The sequence below is a fragment of the Thermodesulfobacteriota bacterium genome (assembly GCA_040753795.1).
In the GTDB taxonomy this organism is placed as follows: Bacteria; Desulfobacterota; Desulfobacteria; order Desulfobacterales; family Desulfosudaceae; genus JBFMDX01.
Map to the genome: position 1 here is coordinate 278,659 of JBFMDX010000003.1, position 17,745 is coordinate 296,403.

General features: G+C 54.6%; 21 protein-coding genes and 1 other RNA gene. 18 read left to right on the top strand and 4 right to left on the bottom strand.

Annotated features, from left to right (window positions below; translation table 11 throughout):
* Nucleotides 1-318 precede the first annotated feature (318 nt).
* The 13 genes from mgtE (at nucleotide 319) to AB1724_06185 (ending at nucleotide 9,298) form a co-directional block, all read left to right on the top strand.
* Nucleotides 319-1,701, top strand: a complete 1,383-nt coding sequence (mgtE, locus tag AB1724_06125) for a magnesium transporter (protein MEW6077366.1) — start codon at nucleotides 319-321, stop codon at nucleotides 1,699-1,701.
* Nucleotides 1,702-1,792: 91 nt separating this feature from the next.
* Nucleotides 1,793-2,380, top strand: a complete 588-nt coding sequence (locus tag AB1724_06130; GenBank protein ID MEW6077367.1) for an isoprenylcysteine carboxylmethyltransferase family protein — start codon at nucleotides 1,793-1,795, stop codon at nucleotides 2,378-2,380.
* Between the two features lie 47 nt (nucleotides 2,381-2,427).
* Nucleotides 2,428-2,955 (top strand): hypothetical protein, encoded by a 528-nt coding sequence (locus tag AB1724_06135; GenBank protein MEW6077368.1) that lies wholly within the window; start codon nucleotides 2,428-2,430, stop codon nucleotides 2,953-2,955.
* An 89-nt stretch (nucleotides 2,956-3,044) separates the two neighbouring features.
* The gene (locus tag AB1724_06140; GenBank protein MEW6077369.1) at nucleotides 3,045-3,275 is read left to right on the top strand and encodes a hypothetical protein; all 231 of its coding nucleotides are present in this window, start codon (nucleotides 3,045-3,047) and stop codon (nucleotides 3,273-3,275) included.
* Nucleotides 3,272-4,651: an SAM-dependent methyltransferase gene (locus tag AB1724_06145; GenBank protein ID MEW6077370.1), complete on the top strand. Its 1,380-nt coding sequence runs from the start codon at nucleotides 3,272-3,274 to the stop codon at nucleotides 4,649-4,651. The genes AB1724_06140 and AB1724_06145 overlap by 4 nt, the downstream gene beginning before the upstream one ends.
* A 30-nt stretch (nucleotides 4,652-4,681) precedes the next feature.
* Nucleotides 4,682-6,247, top strand: a complete 1,566-nt coding sequence (locus AB1724_06150; GenBank protein MEW6077371.1) for a hypothetical protein — start codon at nucleotides 4,682-4,684, stop codon at nucleotides 6,245-6,247.
* 186 nt (nucleotides 6,248-6,433) lie between these two features.
* Complete coding sequence (locus tag AB1724_06155; protein MEW6077372.1) at nucleotides 6,434-6,658, top strand: addiction module protein; 225 nt, start codon at nucleotides 6,434-6,436, stop codon at nucleotides 6,656-6,658.
* Between the two features lie 74 nt (nucleotides 6,659-6,732).
* Nucleotides 6,733-6,948 carry a type II toxin-antitoxin system RelE/ParE family toxin gene (locus AB1724_06160; protein ID MEW6077373.1) on the top strand — a complete coding sequence of 72 codons (216 nt, stop codon included), beginning with the start codon at nucleotides 6,733-6,735 and terminating at the stop codon, nucleotides 6,946-6,948.
* A 697-nt stretch (nucleotides 6,949-7,645) separates the two neighbouring features.
* Entirely contained in the window at nucleotides 7,646-8,038 is a 393-nt protein-coding gene (locus AB1724_06165) for a hypothetical protein (GenBank protein ID MEW6077374.1), read from the top strand.
* 168 nt (nucleotides 8,039-8,206) lie between these two features.
* Nucleotides 8,207-8,494 (top strand): type II toxin-antitoxin system RelE/ParE family toxin, encoded by a 288-nt coding sequence (locus AB1724_06170; GenBank protein ID MEW6077375.1) that lies wholly within the window; start codon nucleotides 8,207-8,209, stop codon nucleotides 8,492-8,494.
* Between the two features lie 3 nt (nucleotides 8,495-8,497).
* Nucleotides 8,498-8,794: a HigA family addiction module antitoxin gene (locus AB1724_06175; GenBank protein ID MEW6077376.1), complete on the top strand. Its 297-nt coding sequence runs from the start codon at nucleotides 8,498-8,500 to the stop codon at nucleotides 8,792-8,794.
* Nucleotides 8,795-8,900: 106 nt separating this feature from the next.
* A complete protein-coding gene (locus tag AB1724_06180) occupies nucleotides 8,901-9,086 on the top strand; it encodes a type II toxin-antitoxin system HicA family toxin (GenBank protein MEW6077377.1) in 186 nt (61 codons plus the stop codon).
* Nucleotides 9,083-9,298 (top strand): type II toxin-antitoxin system HicB family antitoxin, encoded by a 216-nt coding sequence (locus AB1724_06185; protein ID MEW6077378.1) that lies wholly within the window; start codon nucleotides 9,083-9,085, stop codon nucleotides 9,296-9,298. Before AB1724_06180 ends, AB1724_06185 begins: the two co-directional genes overlap by 4 nt.
* Before the next feature lie 192 nt (nucleotides 9,299-9,490).
* On the opposite strand, the gene ssrA is transcribed toward AB1724_06185, so the two are convergent.
* Nucleotides 9,491-9,840, bottom strand: a transfer-messenger RNA (tmRNA) gene (gene ssrA / locus AB1724_06190).
* Nucleotides 9,841-10,172: 332 nt separating this feature from the next.
* On the opposite strand from ssrA, the gene AB1724_06195 reads away from it, so the two are divergent.
* Genes AB1724_06195 through AB1724_06215 form a run of 5 tightly spaced genes read left to right on the top strand, consistent with a single transcriptional unit; the run spans nucleotide 10,173 to nucleotide 15,406 of the window.
* Entirely contained in the window at nucleotides 10,173-12,641 is a 2,469-nt protein-coding gene (locus AB1724_06195) for an NAD(P)-binding protein (GenBank protein MEW6077379.1), read from the top strand.
* Nucleotides 12,642-12,683: 42 nt separating this feature from the next.
* Entirely contained in the window at nucleotides 12,684-13,478 is a 795-nt protein-coding gene (locus tag AB1724_06200) for an endonuclease/exonuclease/phosphatase family protein (protein ID MEW6077380.1), read from the top strand.
* A gap of 30 nt (nucleotides 13,479-13,508) precedes the next feature.
* Nucleotides 13,509-14,147 (top strand): hypothetical protein, encoded by a 639-nt coding sequence (locus AB1724_06205; GenBank protein MEW6077381.1) that lies wholly within the window; start codon nucleotides 13,509-13,511, stop codon nucleotides 14,145-14,147.
* On the top strand, nucleotides 14,147-14,839 hold the full coding sequence (locus AB1724_06210; protein ID MEW6077382.1) for a glycerophosphodiester phosphodiesterase family protein: 693 nt from the start codon (nucleotides 14,147-14,149) through the stop codon (nucleotides 14,837-14,839). Before AB1724_06205 ends, AB1724_06210 begins: the two co-directional genes overlap by 1 nt.
* An 18-nt stretch (nucleotides 14,840-14,857) precedes the next feature.
* Nucleotides 14,858-15,406 (top strand): hypothetical protein, encoded by a 549-nt coding sequence (locus AB1724_06215; protein ID MEW6077383.1) that lies wholly within the window; start codon nucleotides 14,858-14,860, stop codon nucleotides 15,404-15,406.
* Nucleotides 15,407-15,512: 106 nt separating this feature from the next.
* Here AB1724_06215 and AB1724_06220 read toward each other — a convergent pair whose 3' ends face one another.
* The 3 genes from AB1724_06220 to AB1724_06230 form a co-directional block, all read right to left on the bottom strand.
* Nucleotides 15,513-15,836, bottom strand: a complete 324-nt coding sequence (locus tag AB1724_06220; protein ID MEW6077384.1) for an FHA domain-containing protein — start codon at nucleotides 15,834-15,836, stop codon at nucleotides 15,513-15,515.
* Nucleotides 15,837-15,989: 153 nt separating this feature from the next.
* Nucleotides 15,990-16,421, bottom strand: a complete 432-nt coding sequence (locus AB1724_06225; protein ID MEW6077385.1) for an ACT domain-containing protein — start codon at nucleotides 16,419-16,421, stop codon at nucleotides 15,990-15,992.
* Between the two features lie 13 nt (nucleotides 16,422-16,434).
* A complete protein-coding gene (locus AB1724_06230) occupies nucleotides 16,435-17,736 on the bottom strand; it encodes a phenylacetate--CoA ligase (protein ID MEW6077386.1) in 1,302 nt (433 codons plus the stop codon).
* Between the last annotated feature and the right edge of the window lie 9 nt (nucleotides 17,737-17,745).

Consider the following 17,745-nt stretch of genomic DNA (forward strand, 5'->3'; position numbering starts at 1 on the left):
CCGGTAACAAGGGGAACCCGCCGCCCGAGGAAAAACTGCTTGAAAAAAGGAGGGGAGTCCGCTATAAACCAGAAGAACTTTTTTCTGCGCGTGACAACAACCGCCACAGGAGACTGTTTTATGAACGACTCGGATGGACCTCCCTGTCGAAAGGCCATGATTCATAAATCGGCACAAAGCGAACTTGACGACCCTGGATCGCGGGGGTATTGTTTCGCGGCCTGCAAAGTGAACGGTCGGCGCTCCATCCGGGCGTAACCAGCCGGTTCACCGCCGGCCGCTTCAAACCACCTTCGCGGCCGGGGGAAAAGGTGAACCATGAAAACCAGAAATCCTCTCCTTATCCCCGAATTGCGGGAACTGCTCGCGTCCGGGAACATCAAGGCCATTCAGACATTCTGCAAAACGGGTCATCCGGCGCAGGTCGCCGAAATGATCTCGGCCCTCCCCGCCCCGGAAGTCTGGGATATCCTGCGGCAGGTCGACCTCCCCTTGCGTTCGGAGATCTTCAGCCGCATGAGCGAGGACCTGCAGATCGAAATTATCGGCTCCCTCCGCCGCATGGAAGTGGCTCTTCTGCTGGCCGACATGCCCCCGGATGAACGGGCCGATCTTTTCAAGGAATTGCCTGAAGAACTCCAGGAATCGGTTCTGCCGGCCATTGCCCAGGCCGAACGGGAAGATCTCCGCCGCCTGACCGCCTATGAAGAGGGCACGGCCGGAGCGGTCATGACATCGGACTACGCCACCCTGCCTGCCCACCTGAGCGCTTCAGAGGCCATCGAACATTTGAGAAAAGAGGCGCCGGACAAGGAAACCATCTATTACGCCTATGTGGTGGATGAAAACCGGAAACTCCAGGGATTTGTCTCCCTCAAAGACCTGATCGTGGCCCGGCGGGAGTCCCGGGTCGGCGACATCATGAACCCGGAAGTCATTTTAGCCCGGGCCAATGACGACCAGGAAGAAGCGGCCCGCAAGATTCAAAAATACGACCTGCTGGCCCTGCCCATCGTCGACAACAGCGACACGCTGGTGGGCATTATCACCCACGACGACGCACTGGACATCATCACCCAGGAACAGACCGAAGACATGGAAAAGCTCATGGCCATCGCCGGCAGTCACGAGGCCGGGGTGTACATGAAAACATCCGCCTGGGAACACCTGCGGAACCGTTCTCCCTGGGTGGTGATGCTGGCCTTTCTGGGCATGGTATCAGGATATATCGTGCAGAGTTATGAAGGGTTGCTGCTGCAGTTCGCCATCCTGGCATCGTTCATGCCCATGCTGGCCGATACCGGCGGGAACACGGGCAGCCAGGCCGCGGCCCTGATTATCCGCGCCCTGGCCCTGAAGGAGGTCTCCACCAAAGACATCTTCCGGATCCTGCTCAAGGAGTTTCACGTCGCCTTTGTCCTGGCGCTGATGCTGGGACTGGTGGCCTTCGGCCGGGTGTTTCTTTTCGGCCAGTCCGCCGTTCCGGAAGCCTATTCCCTGTCGAGCATGGGCGGCGCCATTGCCGTTGCCCTGGGCCTGCAGGTAATCACCGCCACCCTCATCGGCGTTCTGCTGCCCATGGGGGTGGCCATGCTGAAAAAGGATCCGGCCGTGGTGGCCAGTCCGGCTCTGACCACCATCGTGGACATCACCGGCCTGCTGATCTTTTTCAGCACCGTCAAGCTGCTGCTGGGGATATGAAGGACGACCCGAACGGCCAAAGCAAAACAAATTCTTGCAAACTGGAAGGAAAACAATAAAATTATTCAATTAACCTTGAAAAGGACTGATAATGCTGACGAACCTGGTTTCCTATATCAACGAACTGTTTAACAACCGGAAGGTCCGCAAGACGCTTCTGAAGCTGAGGCTTCCCCTCGGGCTGGTGCTGTTCGCGCTGCTGCTGCCCCATGTCCGGCCGGCCTGGTTTTTCCCCGGACTGATCGTCTCGATTCTGGGGGAAGGACTGCAGGTATGGTGCTTTGCCACCATCAAAACCCACAGGAAGCTTACCGTCACCGGCCCCTACCAGTTTGTCCGCAACCCCATGTACATCGGCCGTTTCTTCCTTATTTTCGGCATTCTCATGATGACCGGCAGCCTCTTGCTGTTGATCGTCTTTACGGCCATCTACTGGTTTTACATGACCAACCGGGTCGGCCGCGAAGAAAAACTGCTGACGGAACTGTTCGGCGACGATTACCGGGGCTACCAGAAGGCCGTGCGCCCCTACCTGCCGTCTTTTAACCAGTGGCGGCCGGATCTGCTCTGGTCGTTTGACCGGGAAAACTTCTTTCGAAACAACGCCCACATCAATATCGCGGCGGTCGCGATCGTCTATGTCATCATATTTTACTTCACCTTTCTCCGCCAGGCATGATCCGCCGGGGTAACGGGAAATAAATGGCGGAAAAGCCTTTATCAAAAATGTCCTGGCGGACCGCGCTGACGGACTGTGCCAGGTTCCTGGCCGAAAACCCCGGCATGACCAGTTCGGAAGTGATGGCGATGGGCCGGGAGATGCTGGCCCGGAAAAAGGCCGGGGGGTTGACGGAAATTTTCCCCGTGCCGCCGCGGCTGATGACCGCCACCCTGGATGACGGCATCGGCCAGGGACTCGCCCTGATTCACTGCTTTGCCGAACTGGCCGGGCTGACGATTCTCCCGCTGGGCCTGATGCGCCCGCCGGAAACCATTGTGGCGGAATGCCGGCGGCAGCGGCCGGACATCCTCGGCCTGACCGTGCTGCGCGATGACGCTGAAGAAGTCCTCTGTGATCTCATCATCCCTCAAGTTCCGGACACCGTCCGGGTCATCGCGGGAGGACCGGTCTTCAACATGATGACGGCCGGAGCCCTGGCGGACAAACCCTACCGGGTCCTCAACCGCATCTCCCTGTTTCTGGCCTACCTGCTGGATCTGCCATCAGATGAAGAGCCCGGAAAGCAAAGTTGACAAATAAGGCCTGTGCCATTCATAATTACGCAATCTCTCCATAATGGTAATCAAAAACGGAAACCTTCTCCAGCGGAAGGAGATCTGCAATGGTGACGATCCTGATTCTGGCCCTCTGCCTTTTAATTCTGGGCATGGACAACGCCTGTGCTTATATTGATCTGGGAACAGGCAGCTACGTGCTTCAGATCCTGGCGGCTTCGGCCATCGGATTTGTTTTTGTTATCCGGAGTTATCTTAACCGGATAAAAGGCTTTTTCATCAGGAAAAGCCCGACCGATGAAAAGCAGGCGGACGGCGACAAAGGCGATAAAGCATGACCGTCGTGCCGTCCTCCTTCCGTGACCCCTCGGGCCGGCTGTTCTGGCATGAAGGAAAACTCTATCGAACGGTAACGGAGCAGTATATCGAAACCTACCGTGCCGTCAGGGATTCCGGGCTGTTTGAGAAGCTGACCGCGGATCACCGGGTCGTCCCTTTCAGGGAACGCCCGGCCGAGGAGTTCCCTGGTCTTCCCGGCCAGGCGGCGCTGATCCTTGAGCCTGACCTGCTCCCGTTTATCTCCTATCCCTATGAATGGTCCTTCGGCCAGTTGAAAGACGCCGCCCTGCTGACCCTGGATCTGCACATGGCCGGGTTGAAGAAAAACTTTCTGTTAAAGGACGCCAGCGCCTACAATGTCCAGTTCTGCCGGGGCAAACCGATTTTCATCGATCATCTTTCCTTTGATAGATGCGACCGATACCCGGTCTGGCCGGCCTATGGCCAGTTCTGCCGGCATTTTCTGGCGCCGCTGGTGCTGATGGCAAAGGTCGATCCCGGGCTCAATCAGCTTTTAAAGCTGCATATCGACGGCATCCCCCTGCCCCTGGCCCGCAAGATGGTCCCCACGCGCCGACTGCTCACCCTCGGGCTGATGATCCATTTTTCAAGTCATGCCCGTTCCCAGGAGAAGTACGCCGACAAAGGGGAAATCGTAAAAACCGTCCGGACGCTGTCCCCCCGGCAGATGATGAACATCGCCCTGTCCCTGCGGGAAACCGTCAGCGCCCTTGACTGGCAGCCGGCCGGGACGCAATGGTCGGAATATTACGACGGGACCAATTACAGCGATCAGGCCATGGCCGATAAAATCCGGCTGATGACGGATTTTATCGGCGCCATCCCGCGGCCGGCCATGGTCTGGGATTTTGGCGGCAATACCGGCGTCATGAGCCGGGCCATCCGGACATCGGCCGGACAGATCATCTGCTTTGACCTGGATCCGGCGGCCGTGGAAACCAATTACCGGCTGACAAAAAAGAACCGGGAGGACAATATCCTTCCCCTGGTAATGGATTTCAACAACCCCTCACCGGGCGTCGGCTTCGCGTCCGAGGAACGGCTTTCCCTGGGCAGCCGTGGCAGGGCGGATCTGGGCATGGCCCTGGCCCTGGTGCATCACATGGCCATCTCCAACAATCTGCCGCTGGCTTACCTGGCCCGGTATTTTGCTTCCCTGTGCCGCTACCTGATTATTGAATTCGTGCCCAGGGAAGACTCCCAGGTGCAACGGCTGTTGCTCAGCCGTGAAGACATTTTCAGCCAATACACGGAAGATCATTTTATCGAGGCGTTCCGCGACGGCTTTGAAATCTGCCGCAGAGAAAAGATCGCGGATTCGAAACGGACGCTTTTCCTGATGAAAGCCAACTGATTGCCAACTTTCCCGAAAAGGTTGTCGGACATGTATCTTTATTTTTTCACCGCCCTGTTGGCCGGGTTCTATCCGGCCATTTTCTTCTTGAGCAACAACTGGCATATCTTCTCCTGGCAGCAATCCCTGGTTTTATTGTCCGGCGCCTGCCTTATCGCGCTGGCTGCCATCTTGCCGCTTTCCTGGACGATGGGATATGTTCTACGCGTCTTTTTCCGCCGACCTCTTTCCGGCCCAGAGGAAAAAACGAACGGCAATCCGTTCATCGTGCCCCTGATTTCCCTGGTCTCCCTGCTGCTGTGCGCCATTTTTTTAAGGGGTACCCTGGCCGCCATAAACGCCCGGCCAATACTGGTATATGCCCTGACCGGCCTTGTTGTCCTCGGCTTCGTGTGGAACGCCCATAAAAAGGGGCTGAAACCGACCTTCTTTACCCTGCTGATTCTATCCTCTCTGGCGGCATTCAACCTGATGGGCAACATTTACGCCGGAGCCCGCGAGACTGCCGATGGCTGGCTGACGAAGCACAAAGCCGTCTACGACCAGGTCAGATTGAAATCCACGCCCGACGTGTATCTGATCATCGCCGAGGCCTATCCCAGCCGGGCTGCTCTGAAAGCGGTCTACGATTTTGACAATGATGTGTTTTACCGGCAGTTAACCGGACTGGGATTTAAGGTAAACCATGATTTTTTCAGTAACTACAACCACACCCTGTCGTCACTGCCGTCCCTGTTCGGCATGGCGCATCATTTCGGATCGCTGAACCTCGGCAATCTGGACTCTCTGGGCGGCAGGCGAATGCTGGAAGCCAAAGCCTATAATCCGGTCATTGATATGTTCCGTGCCAACCATTACAAAATTCAATATCTTCATGAAGTCAACTCGCTGCTGCCCAACGGCGCCGACGTGGATGTCTGCCTGCCGGCGCCGTCGTTATGGTACGGGTTGAATGCCTTTCTGCTCCAGAAGGAAAACCCGGCCGACGGCCCCGGCAGGTCGGAAACGATCGCTTCTCTCAAAGACCGTCTCACGGCCATGGACCTGGGCCGCGGTCCTTATTTTACCTTTATCTATGTGAATCTTCCCGGGCACTCGCCCTCAAGGGTCAAAGAACGCACACGGGAAGGCATTAACAAAGCGATGGAAGCATTCAGAAGCAGCTATGGCAGCAGAGTCGAGTCGGCCAATAAACACCTGCTGGATCTGGCGCAACTGATCACCAGCCGGGATCCGGATTCCATTGTCATCATTATCGGCGACCATGGGAGCTGGGGATTCCGGTTGAGAGAGGACGCCGACGGCAAACCCGTTTCCACCCCTCTTTTCATTCTGGACCGTTTCGGCGTTCTGGCGGCCATGTATGCCCCGAACGAATTATCCGGCCGGCTTGAAAACGGTGAATTAAAGAGTCACGTCAACCTGTTCCGGCATGTCTTTGCCTATTTGAGCGGTGACCGGGAACTTCTCTCCACCATGGCGCCGGACCACGCCTTTGAAAACGAGATGATCATGGCCATAGAAGACGGTAACATACTGGATAATTTTGTTAAAATCGTATTGGTACCGAAGAGTGGCAACGGCGAAGCAAAGTGAACCATCTTGAGGCTAAGGCGATGCTAAAGACCTGGCGGTGGGAGTCGAACCCGCGTCCGTTCAATACTGACAAGGGTTTGCGATGACCCCGCTACACCAGCGCTACACATCCGATATCAGATTGCATCAAATCCGGAAAAATGATATTTAATTATCCATCGTCAATTTGTATTTTTCGGAGACAAAATGAACCCAAACAATACCTCCCTGTTCGATCTCAGCCCACCGGAAAAACTGCAGCTGGTGGAAGACCTTTGGGATGATCTGGCCGCATCACCGTCAGCGGTTCCCGTCCATGAGTGGCAGAAAGAAGAACTGGCCCGCCGAAAGGCCAATCTTAAGAGCAAGCCGGGTTCCGGTCTTACCTGGGACGAGGTTAAAAACAGGGTCAGAAGCCGTTATGGCCGTTGACCTGATCATCGCCCAGGAAGCCCTTGAGGATTATTGAAGAGGCTTACGGCTGGTTTGAAGAATGCCGGGTAGGATTGGGCGAAGATTTTCTGACCTGTATTGACGCCTGCGTACAAAATATTTGCCGCACACCGGAATTATATCCCAAAGTCCATGAAGATTATCGCCGGGCTCTGGTAAGGCGCTTCCCCTATGCCGTCTTCTACGAGTTCACCGGAAAACATGTAACCATCTACAGTATATTTCACACTTCCCAAGACCCCAGGAAATGGCGGCTTCGTCTGATTTAAAAACAGACCTTCCCGCCTGGTCCGGCCGTTTCCCTCCCCTCCTTCTTTCAAGCCCATGTCCATGCCCCTCCGGCTGGCATGGACATGCAAACGTCCATCCTTGCGCAGTCCGGTCATTATCCGCACGGCCGATCTTTTCATGAACGCATCTGCGCCGACCAGACGAAAACCCATTCCTGCCTCCCTGCCCTCATCCCGCAGGGATAGAGCGAGGCATAAAATGACTGTTCCCTTTCGAGCGTAACCGAAAACCTGGAATGATGCGGCTCTTTAGAGTTCATATATCTCGCACATTTTCCCGACCTCGTCCGATAAGAGACAAGGTAGATTATTTGGTGATCAATCACAATTACACAAAGTATGTGTGTCAAGGTTGTGACGGCTATTCAGAAATTGAAAGAAGAAGCCAGAGGGAACGTAATTAATTTTAAAATAAGGTCAAAATTAAATCCCTGATAAGTAAAATTTGAAATTATCAAGCATGCTCGTTTAACACCCGAAAAGCCACTTAAACGTGCGCCGATCAATTTATCAATAAGCTAAATTTTAATTGTAATACTTTGAAATTTATTGTATTTATAAAATTGTTCGCCTTTAAAACAAATCACTTGTAATTAATCAATATTATCGTTAATGATATATCCCGGGGATGAAATCGAGATTTCTATCTAATAACATTGTTATGTTTCGGGAAATCATGGTCACTGAAGAATCACGTATCATTCAAATTATTGTCGGCGTTATTGCGATTTTTGCGGCAATAGTTAGTGCCGTCTTAGGCATCATACTTGTCAGCCAACTCAATCGACTTTGGGAAATTGTTTGCGTTGGATTGTTGTTCATCTTTCTGTTCTTGTTCTTCACAACAATCGCCTATCGCTTGATTAGAAATGTTCACCGTAAGGATGGCGGTCTTTTGCCGAGGTGGGGTATCCTGTTTGGCTCATTTATGTTTAGCGTATATTTTATAGTTCTTGCTCTATCCTTAGACGGGGTAAGGCAGTTGTTGTCGATACTCGGAGTTCCTCTATTTGCATTGGTAGGGATACGAACATTCGTTGAGCGTGGTAGGGGCAGGAACGAAACATAACCAGAAAGCCCAAAGGACAGCCAGGGCACTCGGGTTTTGAAAAGTCGGGGAAAATGAACAATTAAAATCCTTAACCAAGTCAGTGGAAGCCCTGGCTGCCATTGGCTTTCGCCGTTGGCCGGTAAAAAAATTTCTTGACTTATAACGTTATACGTTATATTGTCTGATATGATAAAAAGCTTCAGGTGCAAAGAAACGGAACGAATTTTTCAGCGTGAATATTCGCGAAGGCTTCCGACCGATATTCAGAAGACCGCCTTTCGGAAATTGCGCATGCTGAATCGCAGTTCAAGCGTTGAAGACCTCCGCGTTCCTCCCGGAAACCGCCTGGAAGCTCTTTCGGGAAGCAGAGAAGGGCGGCATAGCATACGAATCAATGAGCAATGGCGAATCTGCTTCGTCTGGCGCGATGGCGGTGCGCATGAGGTTGAGATCGTAGATTATCACAAGGGGTGAGCCATGAAGAAGATTCCTCCCGTACATCCGGGCGAGATTCTGGAAGAAGAGTTCCTCAAGCCGCTGTCCATAAGTCAGAATCAGCTTGGCAAAGACCTTGGTGTTTCCCCTCGCAGGGTAAACGAGATCATCCACGGCAAACGAGCTATTACAGCCGATACGGCTTTGCGGCTGTCTAGGTACTTCGGCAACTCCGCCAGTTTCTGGCTTGGCCTCCAAATGGACTTTGATTTGGACGTAGCTAACGATGCACTGGCAGCACGGATCGACAAGGAAGTCCGTCAACTGACCATTGCCTAAAAGGATACGGCCGACCATTCGCCGCACCAGACTGCTTACAGCGTCTGGTGAGCGAAGCCGTTAGGCAGGAGTTGATCGTTTTTTAACAATTTGATAATATTTCAAAATAAAGGTTCGGGAAGCTATCAAAGTGATCGAAAAGGATGGTTGGTATTTGGTTGCCACGCGCGGCAGTCATCGCCAGTATAAGCATACATCCAAGACTGGTCGTGTCACCATCGCTGGGCAACTTGGCGATGATCTCGCTCCCTGCACACTCAATAGTATCCTCAAACAAGCGGGGTTAAAATGAACAAGTATCTTGTCATTGTTGAACAAACTAAAACGGGATACTCGGCGTTTTCTCCGGATCTTCCCGGATGTGTCGCAACCGGCAAGACCCGAGATGCGGTTGAGCAGGCCATGCGGGATGCAATTCAATTCCACCTTGACGGCATGCGTCAGGATGGGGAAAGAATTCCTGTATCACATTCTTACTCGACCTATTGCGAAGTTCCTGCATAACCACACGTTGGTAAGGGCCACAAGGGGCGTCCGTTTTTGGCTCTTACCAAATTTTTCAAAAACGCGTCTTCTGTGTCGGCCGGTTTGCCTTGCGGCCCCACACCGTGGCCGTTATAAAAATTCCACTACACCCGCGCTACACATTTTAGTAGCGCAACAATTTGATAATTTATTGATTTAATTAAGAAATGCTGGTGGAGGCGGCGGGAGTCGAACCCGCGTCCGGAAACATTCAACACAGGCGTCTACATGCTTATCCTGAACTTTAAATTTCTCCCTGCAAATACTGTTCAGGCAAAAGATTTGAAGGGATAGTCTGTGGGGTTTCGCGTTTCTTCTACAGACATCGAAGGCCCGCTATCCTGCAAAATGACGTTCTATCAGACTCCGCAGGAAGGAGACTGGAGAACGAATGGCCGTCTAAGCGGCCATTGCGTAGTTATAATCGTCTGCGATTATATTTATTCCCGCCGTTTAACGAGATGGCGGAACTCGGCATGCAACCTGGGCATCTTTATCCCCGTCGAAGCCGTTTCGCCCCCAAAGAACAGAAAGATAGTTATCAATATAATACCGGTCTGACGGCAGTCAATTGAAAAAGGAAAAATATTCTCCCTGAAGTGCATAACCAACCGTCAAAAGTCACCGGAAAAAGTAAAAAGTAAAAAATTGCAGTGTGCAAAATAATCGCACTCACAAATAATCCCTAATAATTGAAATTAAACAATATTTCTATAAAAATATAACCATTTTTCAGTCACCTGATACCGATTTATCTTATTGACAACCCAAACCTGTTTTGTTATAGATGGAACGATTTTCCGCGGTTGATTCACATCAAACAAAAAATTAACAGGGCCATAAGGGGGAAACTATGACCGAGACGATCAAGACCAGCAAATATAAATACCTGAACGATCCGCCGGTAGCGTCCAGCCCGTTCTCCATCACGGTTGACGAGGACAAATGTATCGGATGCGGGGTATGTGTCATGCAGTGCCCCTGCCAGACCATTCAAATGGTCAAGCGCCAGGCCCCCTCTGCCAGGCAGGAGCCGTCCTGCCAGTTCTCCTGTCCGGCCGGCATCGACATCCGTGCTTACATTGACGTCCTCAACAACGGGGGGACGGTGGAAACAGCCTGGAGCAAGATCGTCGAACGCAACCCCTTTCCGGCGATCACGGGCAGGGTCTGCCCCCACTTCTGCGAATCATCCTGCAACCGCAGCGGCCTGGACAGCGCCCTGAACATCAATTCCCTGGAACGCTACATCGGTGATTATGCCATTGAGAACAAGCTGTCCCTGCCGAAGCCCAAACAGAAAAAAAGCGAAAAGGTGGCGGTGGTCGGGGCCGGCCCGGCCGGCATGTCCTGCGCCGGCCACCTGGCCATGATGGGCTACGAGGTGACCGTGTTTGAGGCCGCCGACGGCCCCGGCGGCATGCTTACCTATGCCATTCCCCTGTATCGGCTGCCCCAGAATATTATAGACGCCGAGATGAAGCGCGTACAGGACCTCGGCGTGGAAGTCAAATACGGAATCCGCATCGGCAAAGACATCACTCTGGACCAGCTGGCCAAAGATTTCAAGGCGGTCTTCCTGGCAGTGGGCGCCCAAAAGTCGCCGCGCCTGGGGATCGACGGAGAGCAGGCGGAAAACGTCCTGACCGGCCTGGCGTTCCTCAAAAACGTCATGGATAAGAAGAACGCCTCTTTGGGCAAAAAGGTCGTGGTGGTGGGCGGCGGAAACACGGCCGTGGACGCGGCCCGGGTGGCCCGACGGCTCGGGGCGGAAGTGACCATCGTCTACCGGCGTTCGGCCGGAGAGATGCCCGCCTATCCGGACGAAGTCGCCGAAGCCAGAGAGGAAGGCGTGAAGATTGAATTCCTCTGCGCGCCCGCCAAAATCAGTCTGGATGGATCCGGCAAGGCCTCGGCCCTCACCTGTGTCAGAATGAAGCTGGGGGAGCCGGACGCCTCGGGCCGGCCCAGACCGGTGCCGGTCAGCGGCAGTGAATTTTCACTGAACGTGGACACCCTGATCGTGGCCATCGGTCAGGAAATCGACGATGAAGGCATGAAAGATTTGAGGGGACAGAAGGGATGGCTGAATGCCGATGCCGGTGGCGCCACTTCCCGGGCAGGGATCTTTGCCGGTGGTGACGCCGTCTCAGGGCCGGCCACGGTGACTCAGGCCATCGGCGCCGGACGGCGGGGAGCGCTGGCCATTGACGCCTTTCTGACGGGCAAAACCCTGCCGGTCAGCGAAAAAACAGCCGTGGCTTTCAAGGACGTGCCCCTGCGCAGCAAACCCGCGGCTCCCAGAAACAACGCGGCCGTCATCGATATCAAAACCCGCCTGGCCGACCCACTCGCGGAAGTGCGAAAAGGGCTGACGCCCGAGGCGGTCAAAGCCGAACTCAACCGCTGCCTGGGCTGCGGCACGGAAAAACCCGAATTCGTCGGGATCCAGTACTTCGGAAAAATATGCATCGCCTGTCACAACTGCGAGGCCATCTGCCCCCAAGGCGCCCTCTCATTCCCCTCCTTTTACAAGGTCGTGGAAGGCCGCTGGGCATACAGCTTCGACTATCCTCCGGCACAGGGTATGGGGATGCCCAACCCGCTTCAACTGGACAAGCCGGCGCCTCTGGAGGAGATAGAAGCGGAACTCACCGGCGTCGAGAAGACGATCTATACCCGCCGTTCGGTCCGCGTTTATAAGCCGGACCCGGTGCCAAAGGAAGTCATTATGCGGGTACTTGAAGCCGGGCGATTCGCACCGTCGGCGGGAAACTGCCAGGGCTGGAAATTCCTGGTGGTCACCAACCGACAGCTGATGGACGAACTGTCCGCATCCACCATCAAATTTCTGGGGGTGTTCACCAAACTTTATCAAGGCAAGGATCCTTTACGCACCATCGCCAAGAAAGCCCTGGCCTTCATCAAACCCAATTCCATTGATCAACGTCCCATGGTGGCCATCCAGGCCCTCATGACACCCAGGTTCGGCGAAGGCCAGCTCGACGTTTTCTTCAACGCGCCCGTGGCCATAGTCTTCCTGACCCATCATCTGCACATATCGGAACCGGAACTGGGCATGGGCATCTGCGCCCAGAACATGGTGCTGGCGGCCCATTCTCTGGGCCTGGGCACCTGTTACGTGGGATTTGTTTCCAACGCCCTCAACCTGGACCCGATCACCAAAATGAAGTTCAGAAAAAGGATGGGGATCGAGTGGCCCTATGACAACGTGGCCACCGTCCTGACCATGGGCTACCCGGCCGTCAAAACGGACAAGCCCGTGGACAGGGAGTTTCCCAAGGTCGACTGGATAGAATAAACAAGGGTTGACAAGACCAGGCCGGACCGTTATTGCTCTGCCATGACTTCTGCCGCGAAAAAAACCGGACTCCGCTTCTCTTTAATGACGGTCAATGTGCGTTTCGGCCTGGCGGATATCGGCGGCCCCCACGACTGGGATGCCCGGAAACAGGCCTTTATTCCGCTGCTGACTGCCCGGCGGCCTGATTTTATCGCCATGCAGGAAGTCAATCCTTTTCAGGCGGCCTATTTCCAATCCCTGCTCCCGGATTACGGGGTGATCGGCGAAAGATCGCCGGCCCCGGCGTTCTGGCAGGATGTGCTGATTTTTTACCACCGCCAATGGCGGTGCGTAAAACAGGACCGCTTTTTTCTCAGCCAGACGCCGGACGTTCCCAGCCGGATGGCGGACAGCCGCTGGCCCCGGCAATGCGTCATGGGCAGATTCAGGCGTGAGGGGCATGACATCACCTGCGCCAACACCCATTTCGACTTTGCCGATCATGTCCAGCGGGAAAGCGCCCGCATTATCTTAAACCGCCTTTCGAATTTTTCTCCTGATCCGACACCCCAGTTGCTGGCCGGTGACTTCAACGCCTCTCCGGGCGCCGGTTGTCACCGGCTGTTAACCGAACCGGGCGACCTGACAACGGATCCGTTTGATGATGTTTTTGCCGATGCTCACGCCGGTACGGTTCACAAGTTCACCGGCCGGCCGGTGGGCGATCAGGTGGACTGGATCCTCTGGCGGCATCATCTTGAGGTGACGGGAAAAGCGGTCATCACCGACAATGTCGACGGTATTTACCCTTCCGACCATTTTCCTGTTTACGCGGCCTTTGCCTGTCATTTATGATAGGCGGCAACGAAACAAGGAAATGAAAGCATGTTCCTGCTCGGCGTCAAGGTGGATCACGATTCGGCCGCTGCGTTTCTCGTGATTCTGGAAAAGCAGTTAAAAAACGTCCGGAATTTCTTCGTCCTCCGGGACGCGCGGCATTTGCCCGCGGCCGCATGCCAGGAGGAGATGGCGGCGTTTTACCATGACGACATCTATACCATTCGCAAGCGGGTATTCAGCCAGGACCGCCGCCCGAAAAAAGATGTCAGCGCCCGGCCGGCCTTGGTTATGGCCGCCGGAGAAAAAGACCTGCCCGTGATCAACACCTTGAGAGACAAGGGCATCCCCGTGGAGGCAATTTTTACAGAAGAATGCTGCCCCGGCCCTCCCCCGGAAAGGGCCGGTATCGGGAAAAACCATGCGGTGTCGGAACAGGCGATGGTCGAGTCATTGAATCAGGTTCTGGCGCAGAAACGACTGGATGTGAAGCTGGAGACGCCGTCCCCGTTCACTCCGCAACTATCGGAACTGGACCGGTTGTTGAATGCGTCACCACAGGATCGGTCCGGCATAACGGCTCCCCCTTTGCTGATGGCCGCGGCCGCGCCGATCTGGTTCAAGGAAAATGTCCGTTATGCCGCGGTTTATCGGACCAGTGCCACCAGCGTCAGAAAGTACAAGTGATGAAAAAACGACTGATATGCTTTGCCCATCGGGGGGCCAGCGGCCATGCGCCGGAAAACACCCTGGCCGCCTTCAGAAAAGCGGTGGAACTCGGAGCGGAATGGATTGAACTGGATGTGTATGCCGTGCGGGGGGAGTTGCTGGTTATTCACGACCATCGCCTGGAACGCACCACCAGTGGACGGGGTTACGTGACCCGGCGCGGCCTGGACTACTTGAGAAGTCTGGACGCCGGAAACGGAGAAAAAATTCCATTCCTGTCCGAAGTGCTGGAAGCCGCCGCGAGGAAGGTGAAGATCAATATTGAACTTAAGGGGCCGAAAACCGCGGCGCCGGTCTGCGAACTGCTGACGCATTACGTCCGGAGGCGGGGATGGCGGTACGACGATTTTCTGCTGTCGTCCTTCGAGCACCGGCAACTCCGACAGGCCGCCAGGCTCTGCCCTGAAATCCGCGTCTCGCCCAACCTGAAGGGCGGACGAATTCGCTATGACCTGGGAGACGTCCGGCCATACTCAATCCATTTTGACATCTCATACGCAACCCCGGAAATGATTGAGAAAATACACCAGAGGGGTTGCCCGGCCTTTGTGTTTACCGCCAACACGCTGGAGGACATCCGCCGGTTGGAAGCATTCGGTGCCGATGGCGTTTTCACCAACTACCCGGAGTTGATTACCCGGATGCCGTAATTGAAAAGGGAGGGGCTAATGCGAGCAACCATCAGCAGGCTGATCTGGCTTCTTATCGGAATCACCGGCGCTCATGCCGGGCATTACCTGTATCAGAGATACGCGACCGGAAACGCCGCCGTCGGCCAGGTATCCGGGAGCATTGCCGTTGCCTGGGGCGAAGTGATGAAGCTGCTGCCCCAACTTATGGCCAGCGTTGCCGCGCTGCTGGTTTCATCCGGTTTCCTGCTCCTGCTGATCATCACGCTCCTGATAGTGACGGCGGCGGCTTTTATCTGGTTCAGGAAATACACAAAAATAAAAAACGATCAGCAATACACTGCAAAAATCAAGGAGGCCGAAGCGGTTCTGGCGGTCGCCCGGACGAAAGCGGCGGAGGAGTTACAGAGGATAAAGGCGGCGGAGGAAAAGCTGAAAGCCTCATTTGAAAAAAAAGAGAGTGTCCTGCAACAGGAGGCAGCCGAAAAGATGGAAGAATATGTCGCCCGGATAAAAAAACTGGAGCAGGAAAGGCTGGAGCTCAGGGAGTTAAACGGGAGCCTGATGAGCCGGCTCAAAAACCAATAAGTCAATTCATGGCAGGCAAACGCGCCGGATGACCGGGGCATTGCCCGCTCTCACCCGGCGGATAAAGACGGGAAGGCGTTTTCCCGCGGGAAAGCGGGCCGGATCACTACTTTTTCTTGTCGGCTTTGGCTGGGGCGCTCTTCTTATCGGTAAAAACGAGGGTATGCATCCCGATCTGAATGAGGTCTCCGTTTTTCAGCAGACAGGTGGTGACCGGCTTTTTGTTGACGTAGGTGCCGTTTTTGCTCTGAAGATCAGATAATACGTAACCGTTCTCCAGCCGTTCGATTCTGGCATGGGTGCCGGAGACAGCCAGATTTTCGATTACCAGATCGTTTGATTTCCGGCGGCCGATAAGAAACGATTTTTTATCTTTCAGCGAAATCTGACTGATAATATTATCTTTGAACTTCAGTGTCAGTTCTGACATGGTTATCCCTCACCCTTTTATTTTTTATAATTATGCCTTAAATTTTTTTTTTCGTCAAGTGCCTAAACTTATCCGGTAAAACAGAACACGCGCCCGCCCGGGAACAAGACGGCTGACAGCGATTGACGGCGGAAGAGGACCGGCAGCACCGGCTTAAAGCGAGTGGACCTTCTTCCCGTCTATTATCGGGATCTGATTGTCTTTCAGGGCCTGAATCGCCTTTTCGGTATTGTCGAACCGGAAAATCATGACGGCGTTTTCCCCGCTGTTGCGGACAAAAGCGTACATGTATTCCACATTGACCCCGGAACGGCTCAACAGATCCAGGATCCGGTGAAGTCCGCCGGGCTGGTCCACCACCTCCACCGCGATGACGTCATGCTTGCCGATGGCAAACCCGTTCTCCTTGAGTACGGCCAGGGCCTTTTCCGTGTCATTGACGATCATGCGCAAAACCCCGAAATCGGAGGTATCGGCCAGCGCCAGGGCCCGGATGTTGATACCCGCCTGGCTCAAAATGAAGGCCACTTCCGCCAGGCGCCCGGTCCTGTTTTCCAGAAAAACGGATATCTGCTCAACACGCATATTTCCCCCTCGGTTATATCTTACGTTTATCGATAACCCTTACCGCTTTGCCTTCACTGCGGGCAATGGTTTTCGGCTCCACCAGCCTGACGGCGGCGGAAACGCCCAGATACTCCTTGATGTTTTTGGCGATTTTGTTCTCCATTTCCTGAAGCACCCGTACCTCGTCCGAGAAGATCTTCTCGCCCACTTCGATGTTGACGGTGAGTACATCCAGGTTGTCCTTCCGGTCGACCACCAGCTGGTAATGGGGTTCGACTCCCTTCATTTCCATCAGCACGCTTTCAATCTGCGACGGGAACACATTGACGCCGCGGATGATCAGCATGTCATCGGTCCGGCCGCTGACGCGATCCATGCGGGCATGGGTCCGGCCGCAGACGCAGGGTTCATAGTGAAGCGCGGTGATATCCCGGGTACGGTAACGAATCACCGGGAAAGCCTCCTTGGTCAGGGAAGTAAACACCAGCTCGCCTTTTTCGCCTTCCGGCAGCCGCCGGCCGGTTTTCGGATCAATCACCTCGGCGATAAAATGATCCTCAAAAATATGCAGCCCTTTTTTGGCTTCCAGGCACTCAATGGCCACCCCCGGCCCCATGACTTCGCTCAGCCCGTAAATATCGATGGCGTTCAAATGGAGTTTGGCTTCCAGTTCCTGGCGCATGTTTTCCGACCAGGGCTCGGCGCCGAACACGCCGGATTTGAATTTCAGGTCATGGAATGAAATCCCCATTTCCTGGGCCACCTCCGCCAGATGGAGCGTGTAGGACGGGGTCGCGGTCAGAATGGTCGGGCCGAAATCCTTCATGATCATGATCTGACGGTTGGTGTTTCCGCCCGAGACGGGGATGACGGACGCGCCCAGTTTCTCGGCGCCGTAATGCACTCCCAGCCCGCCGGTAAACAGTCCGTAACCGTAAGCGTTATGAACGATGTCCCCGCGCCAGGCGCCGGCCGCGGCCAGAGCCCGCGCCATCAGTTCAGCCCAGGTATTAATATCCCGGGCGGTGTAACCCACCACCGTCGGTTTGCCGGTGGTTCCGGAAGAGGCGTGGATGCGCACCACGTTATCCATGGGCACGGTGAACAGGCCGAAGGGGTAGTTGTCGCGCAAATCCTGTTTGGTGGTGAAGGGAATCCGCTGAAGATCATCCAGCGATTTGATATCCCCGGGCTTGACCCCGGCCTGATCAAAACTTTTCTTATAAAAGGGAACCGTGGCGTAAACCCGCTCCAGCGTCGTCCGCAGGCGCAGGAGCTGGATGGACGCCAGGGCTTCCCTGGGCATGGTTTCATATTCAATATTGTAAATCATCAGTGCCTC

What these genes read in the sequence shown, in the direction of transcription:
- mgtE (MEW6077366.1), top strand. Translation starts at nt 319, where the DNA reads ATGAAAACCAGAAATCCTCTCCTTATCCCCGAATTGCGGGAACTGCTC.
- AB1724_06130 (MEW6077367.1), top strand. Translation starts at nt 1,793, where the DNA reads ATGCTGACGAACCTGGTTTCCTATATCAACGAACTGTTTAACAACCGG.
- AB1724_06135 (MEW6077368.1), top strand. Translation starts at nt 2,428, where the DNA reads ATGTCCTGGCGGACCGCGCTGACGGACTGTGCCAGGTTCCTGGCCGAA.
- AB1724_06140 (MEW6077369.1), top strand. Translation starts at nt 3,045, where the DNA reads ATGGTGACGATCCTGATTCTGGCCCTCTGCCTTTTAATTCTGGGCATG.
- AB1724_06145 (MEW6077370.1), top strand. Translation starts at nt 3,272, where the DNA reads ATGACCGTCGTGCCGTCCTCCTTCCGTGACCCCTCGGGCCGGCTGTTC.
- AB1724_06150 (MEW6077371.1), top strand. Translation starts at nt 4,682, where the DNA reads ATGTATCTTTATTTTTTCACCGCCCTGTTGGCCGGGTTCTATCCGGCC.
- AB1724_06155 (MEW6077372.1), top strand. Translation starts at nt 6,434, where the DNA reads ATGAACCCAAACAATACCTCCCTGTTCGATCTCAGCCCACCGGAAAAA.
- AB1724_06165 (MEW6077374.1), top strand. Translation starts at nt 7,646, where the DNA reads ATGGTCACTGAAGAATCACGTATCATTCAAATTATTGTCGGCGTTATT.
- AB1724_06170 (MEW6077375.1), top strand. Translation starts at nt 8,207, where the DNA reads ATGATAAAAAGCTTCAGGTGCAAAGAAACGGAACGAATTTTTCAGCGT.
- AB1724_06175 (MEW6077376.1), top strand. Translation starts at nt 8,498, where the DNA reads ATGAAGAAGATTCCTCCCGTACATCCGGGCGAGATTCTGGAAGAAGAG.
- AB1724_06185 (MEW6077378.1), top strand. Translation starts at nt 9,083, where the DNA reads ATGAACAAGTATCTTGTCATTGTTGAACAAACTAAAACGGGATACTCG.
- AB1724_06195 (MEW6077379.1), top strand. Translation starts at nt 10,173, where the DNA reads ATGACCGAGACGATCAAGACCAGCAAATATAAATACCTGAACGATCCG.
- AB1724_06200 (MEW6077380.1), top strand. Translation starts at nt 12,684, where the DNA reads ATGACTTCTGCCGCGAAAAAAACCGGACTCCGCTTCTCTTTAATGACG.
- AB1724_06205 (MEW6077381.1), top strand. Translation starts at nt 13,509, where the DNA reads ATGTTCCTGCTCGGCGTCAAGGTGGATCACGATTCGGCCGCTGCGTTT.
- AB1724_06210 (MEW6077382.1), top strand. Translation starts at nt 14,147, where the DNA reads ATGAAAAAACGACTGATATGCTTTGCCCATCGGGGGGCCAGCGGCCAT.
- AB1724_06215 (MEW6077383.1), top strand. Translation starts at nt 14,858, where the DNA reads ATGCGAGCAACCATCAGCAGGCTGATCTGGCTTCTTATCGGAATCACC.
- AB1724_06220 (MEW6077384.1), bottom strand. Translation starts at nt 15,836, where the DNA reads ATGTCAGAACTGACACTGAAGTTCAAAGATAATATTATCAGTCAGATT.
- AB1724_06225 (MEW6077385.1), bottom strand. Translation starts at nt 16,421, where the DNA reads ATGCGTGTTGAGCAGATATCCGTTTTTCTGGAAAACAGGACCGGGCGC.
- AB1724_06230 (MEW6077386.1), bottom strand. Translation starts at nt 17,736, where the DNA reads ATGATTTACAATATTGAATATGAAACCATGCCCAGGGAAGCCCTGGCG.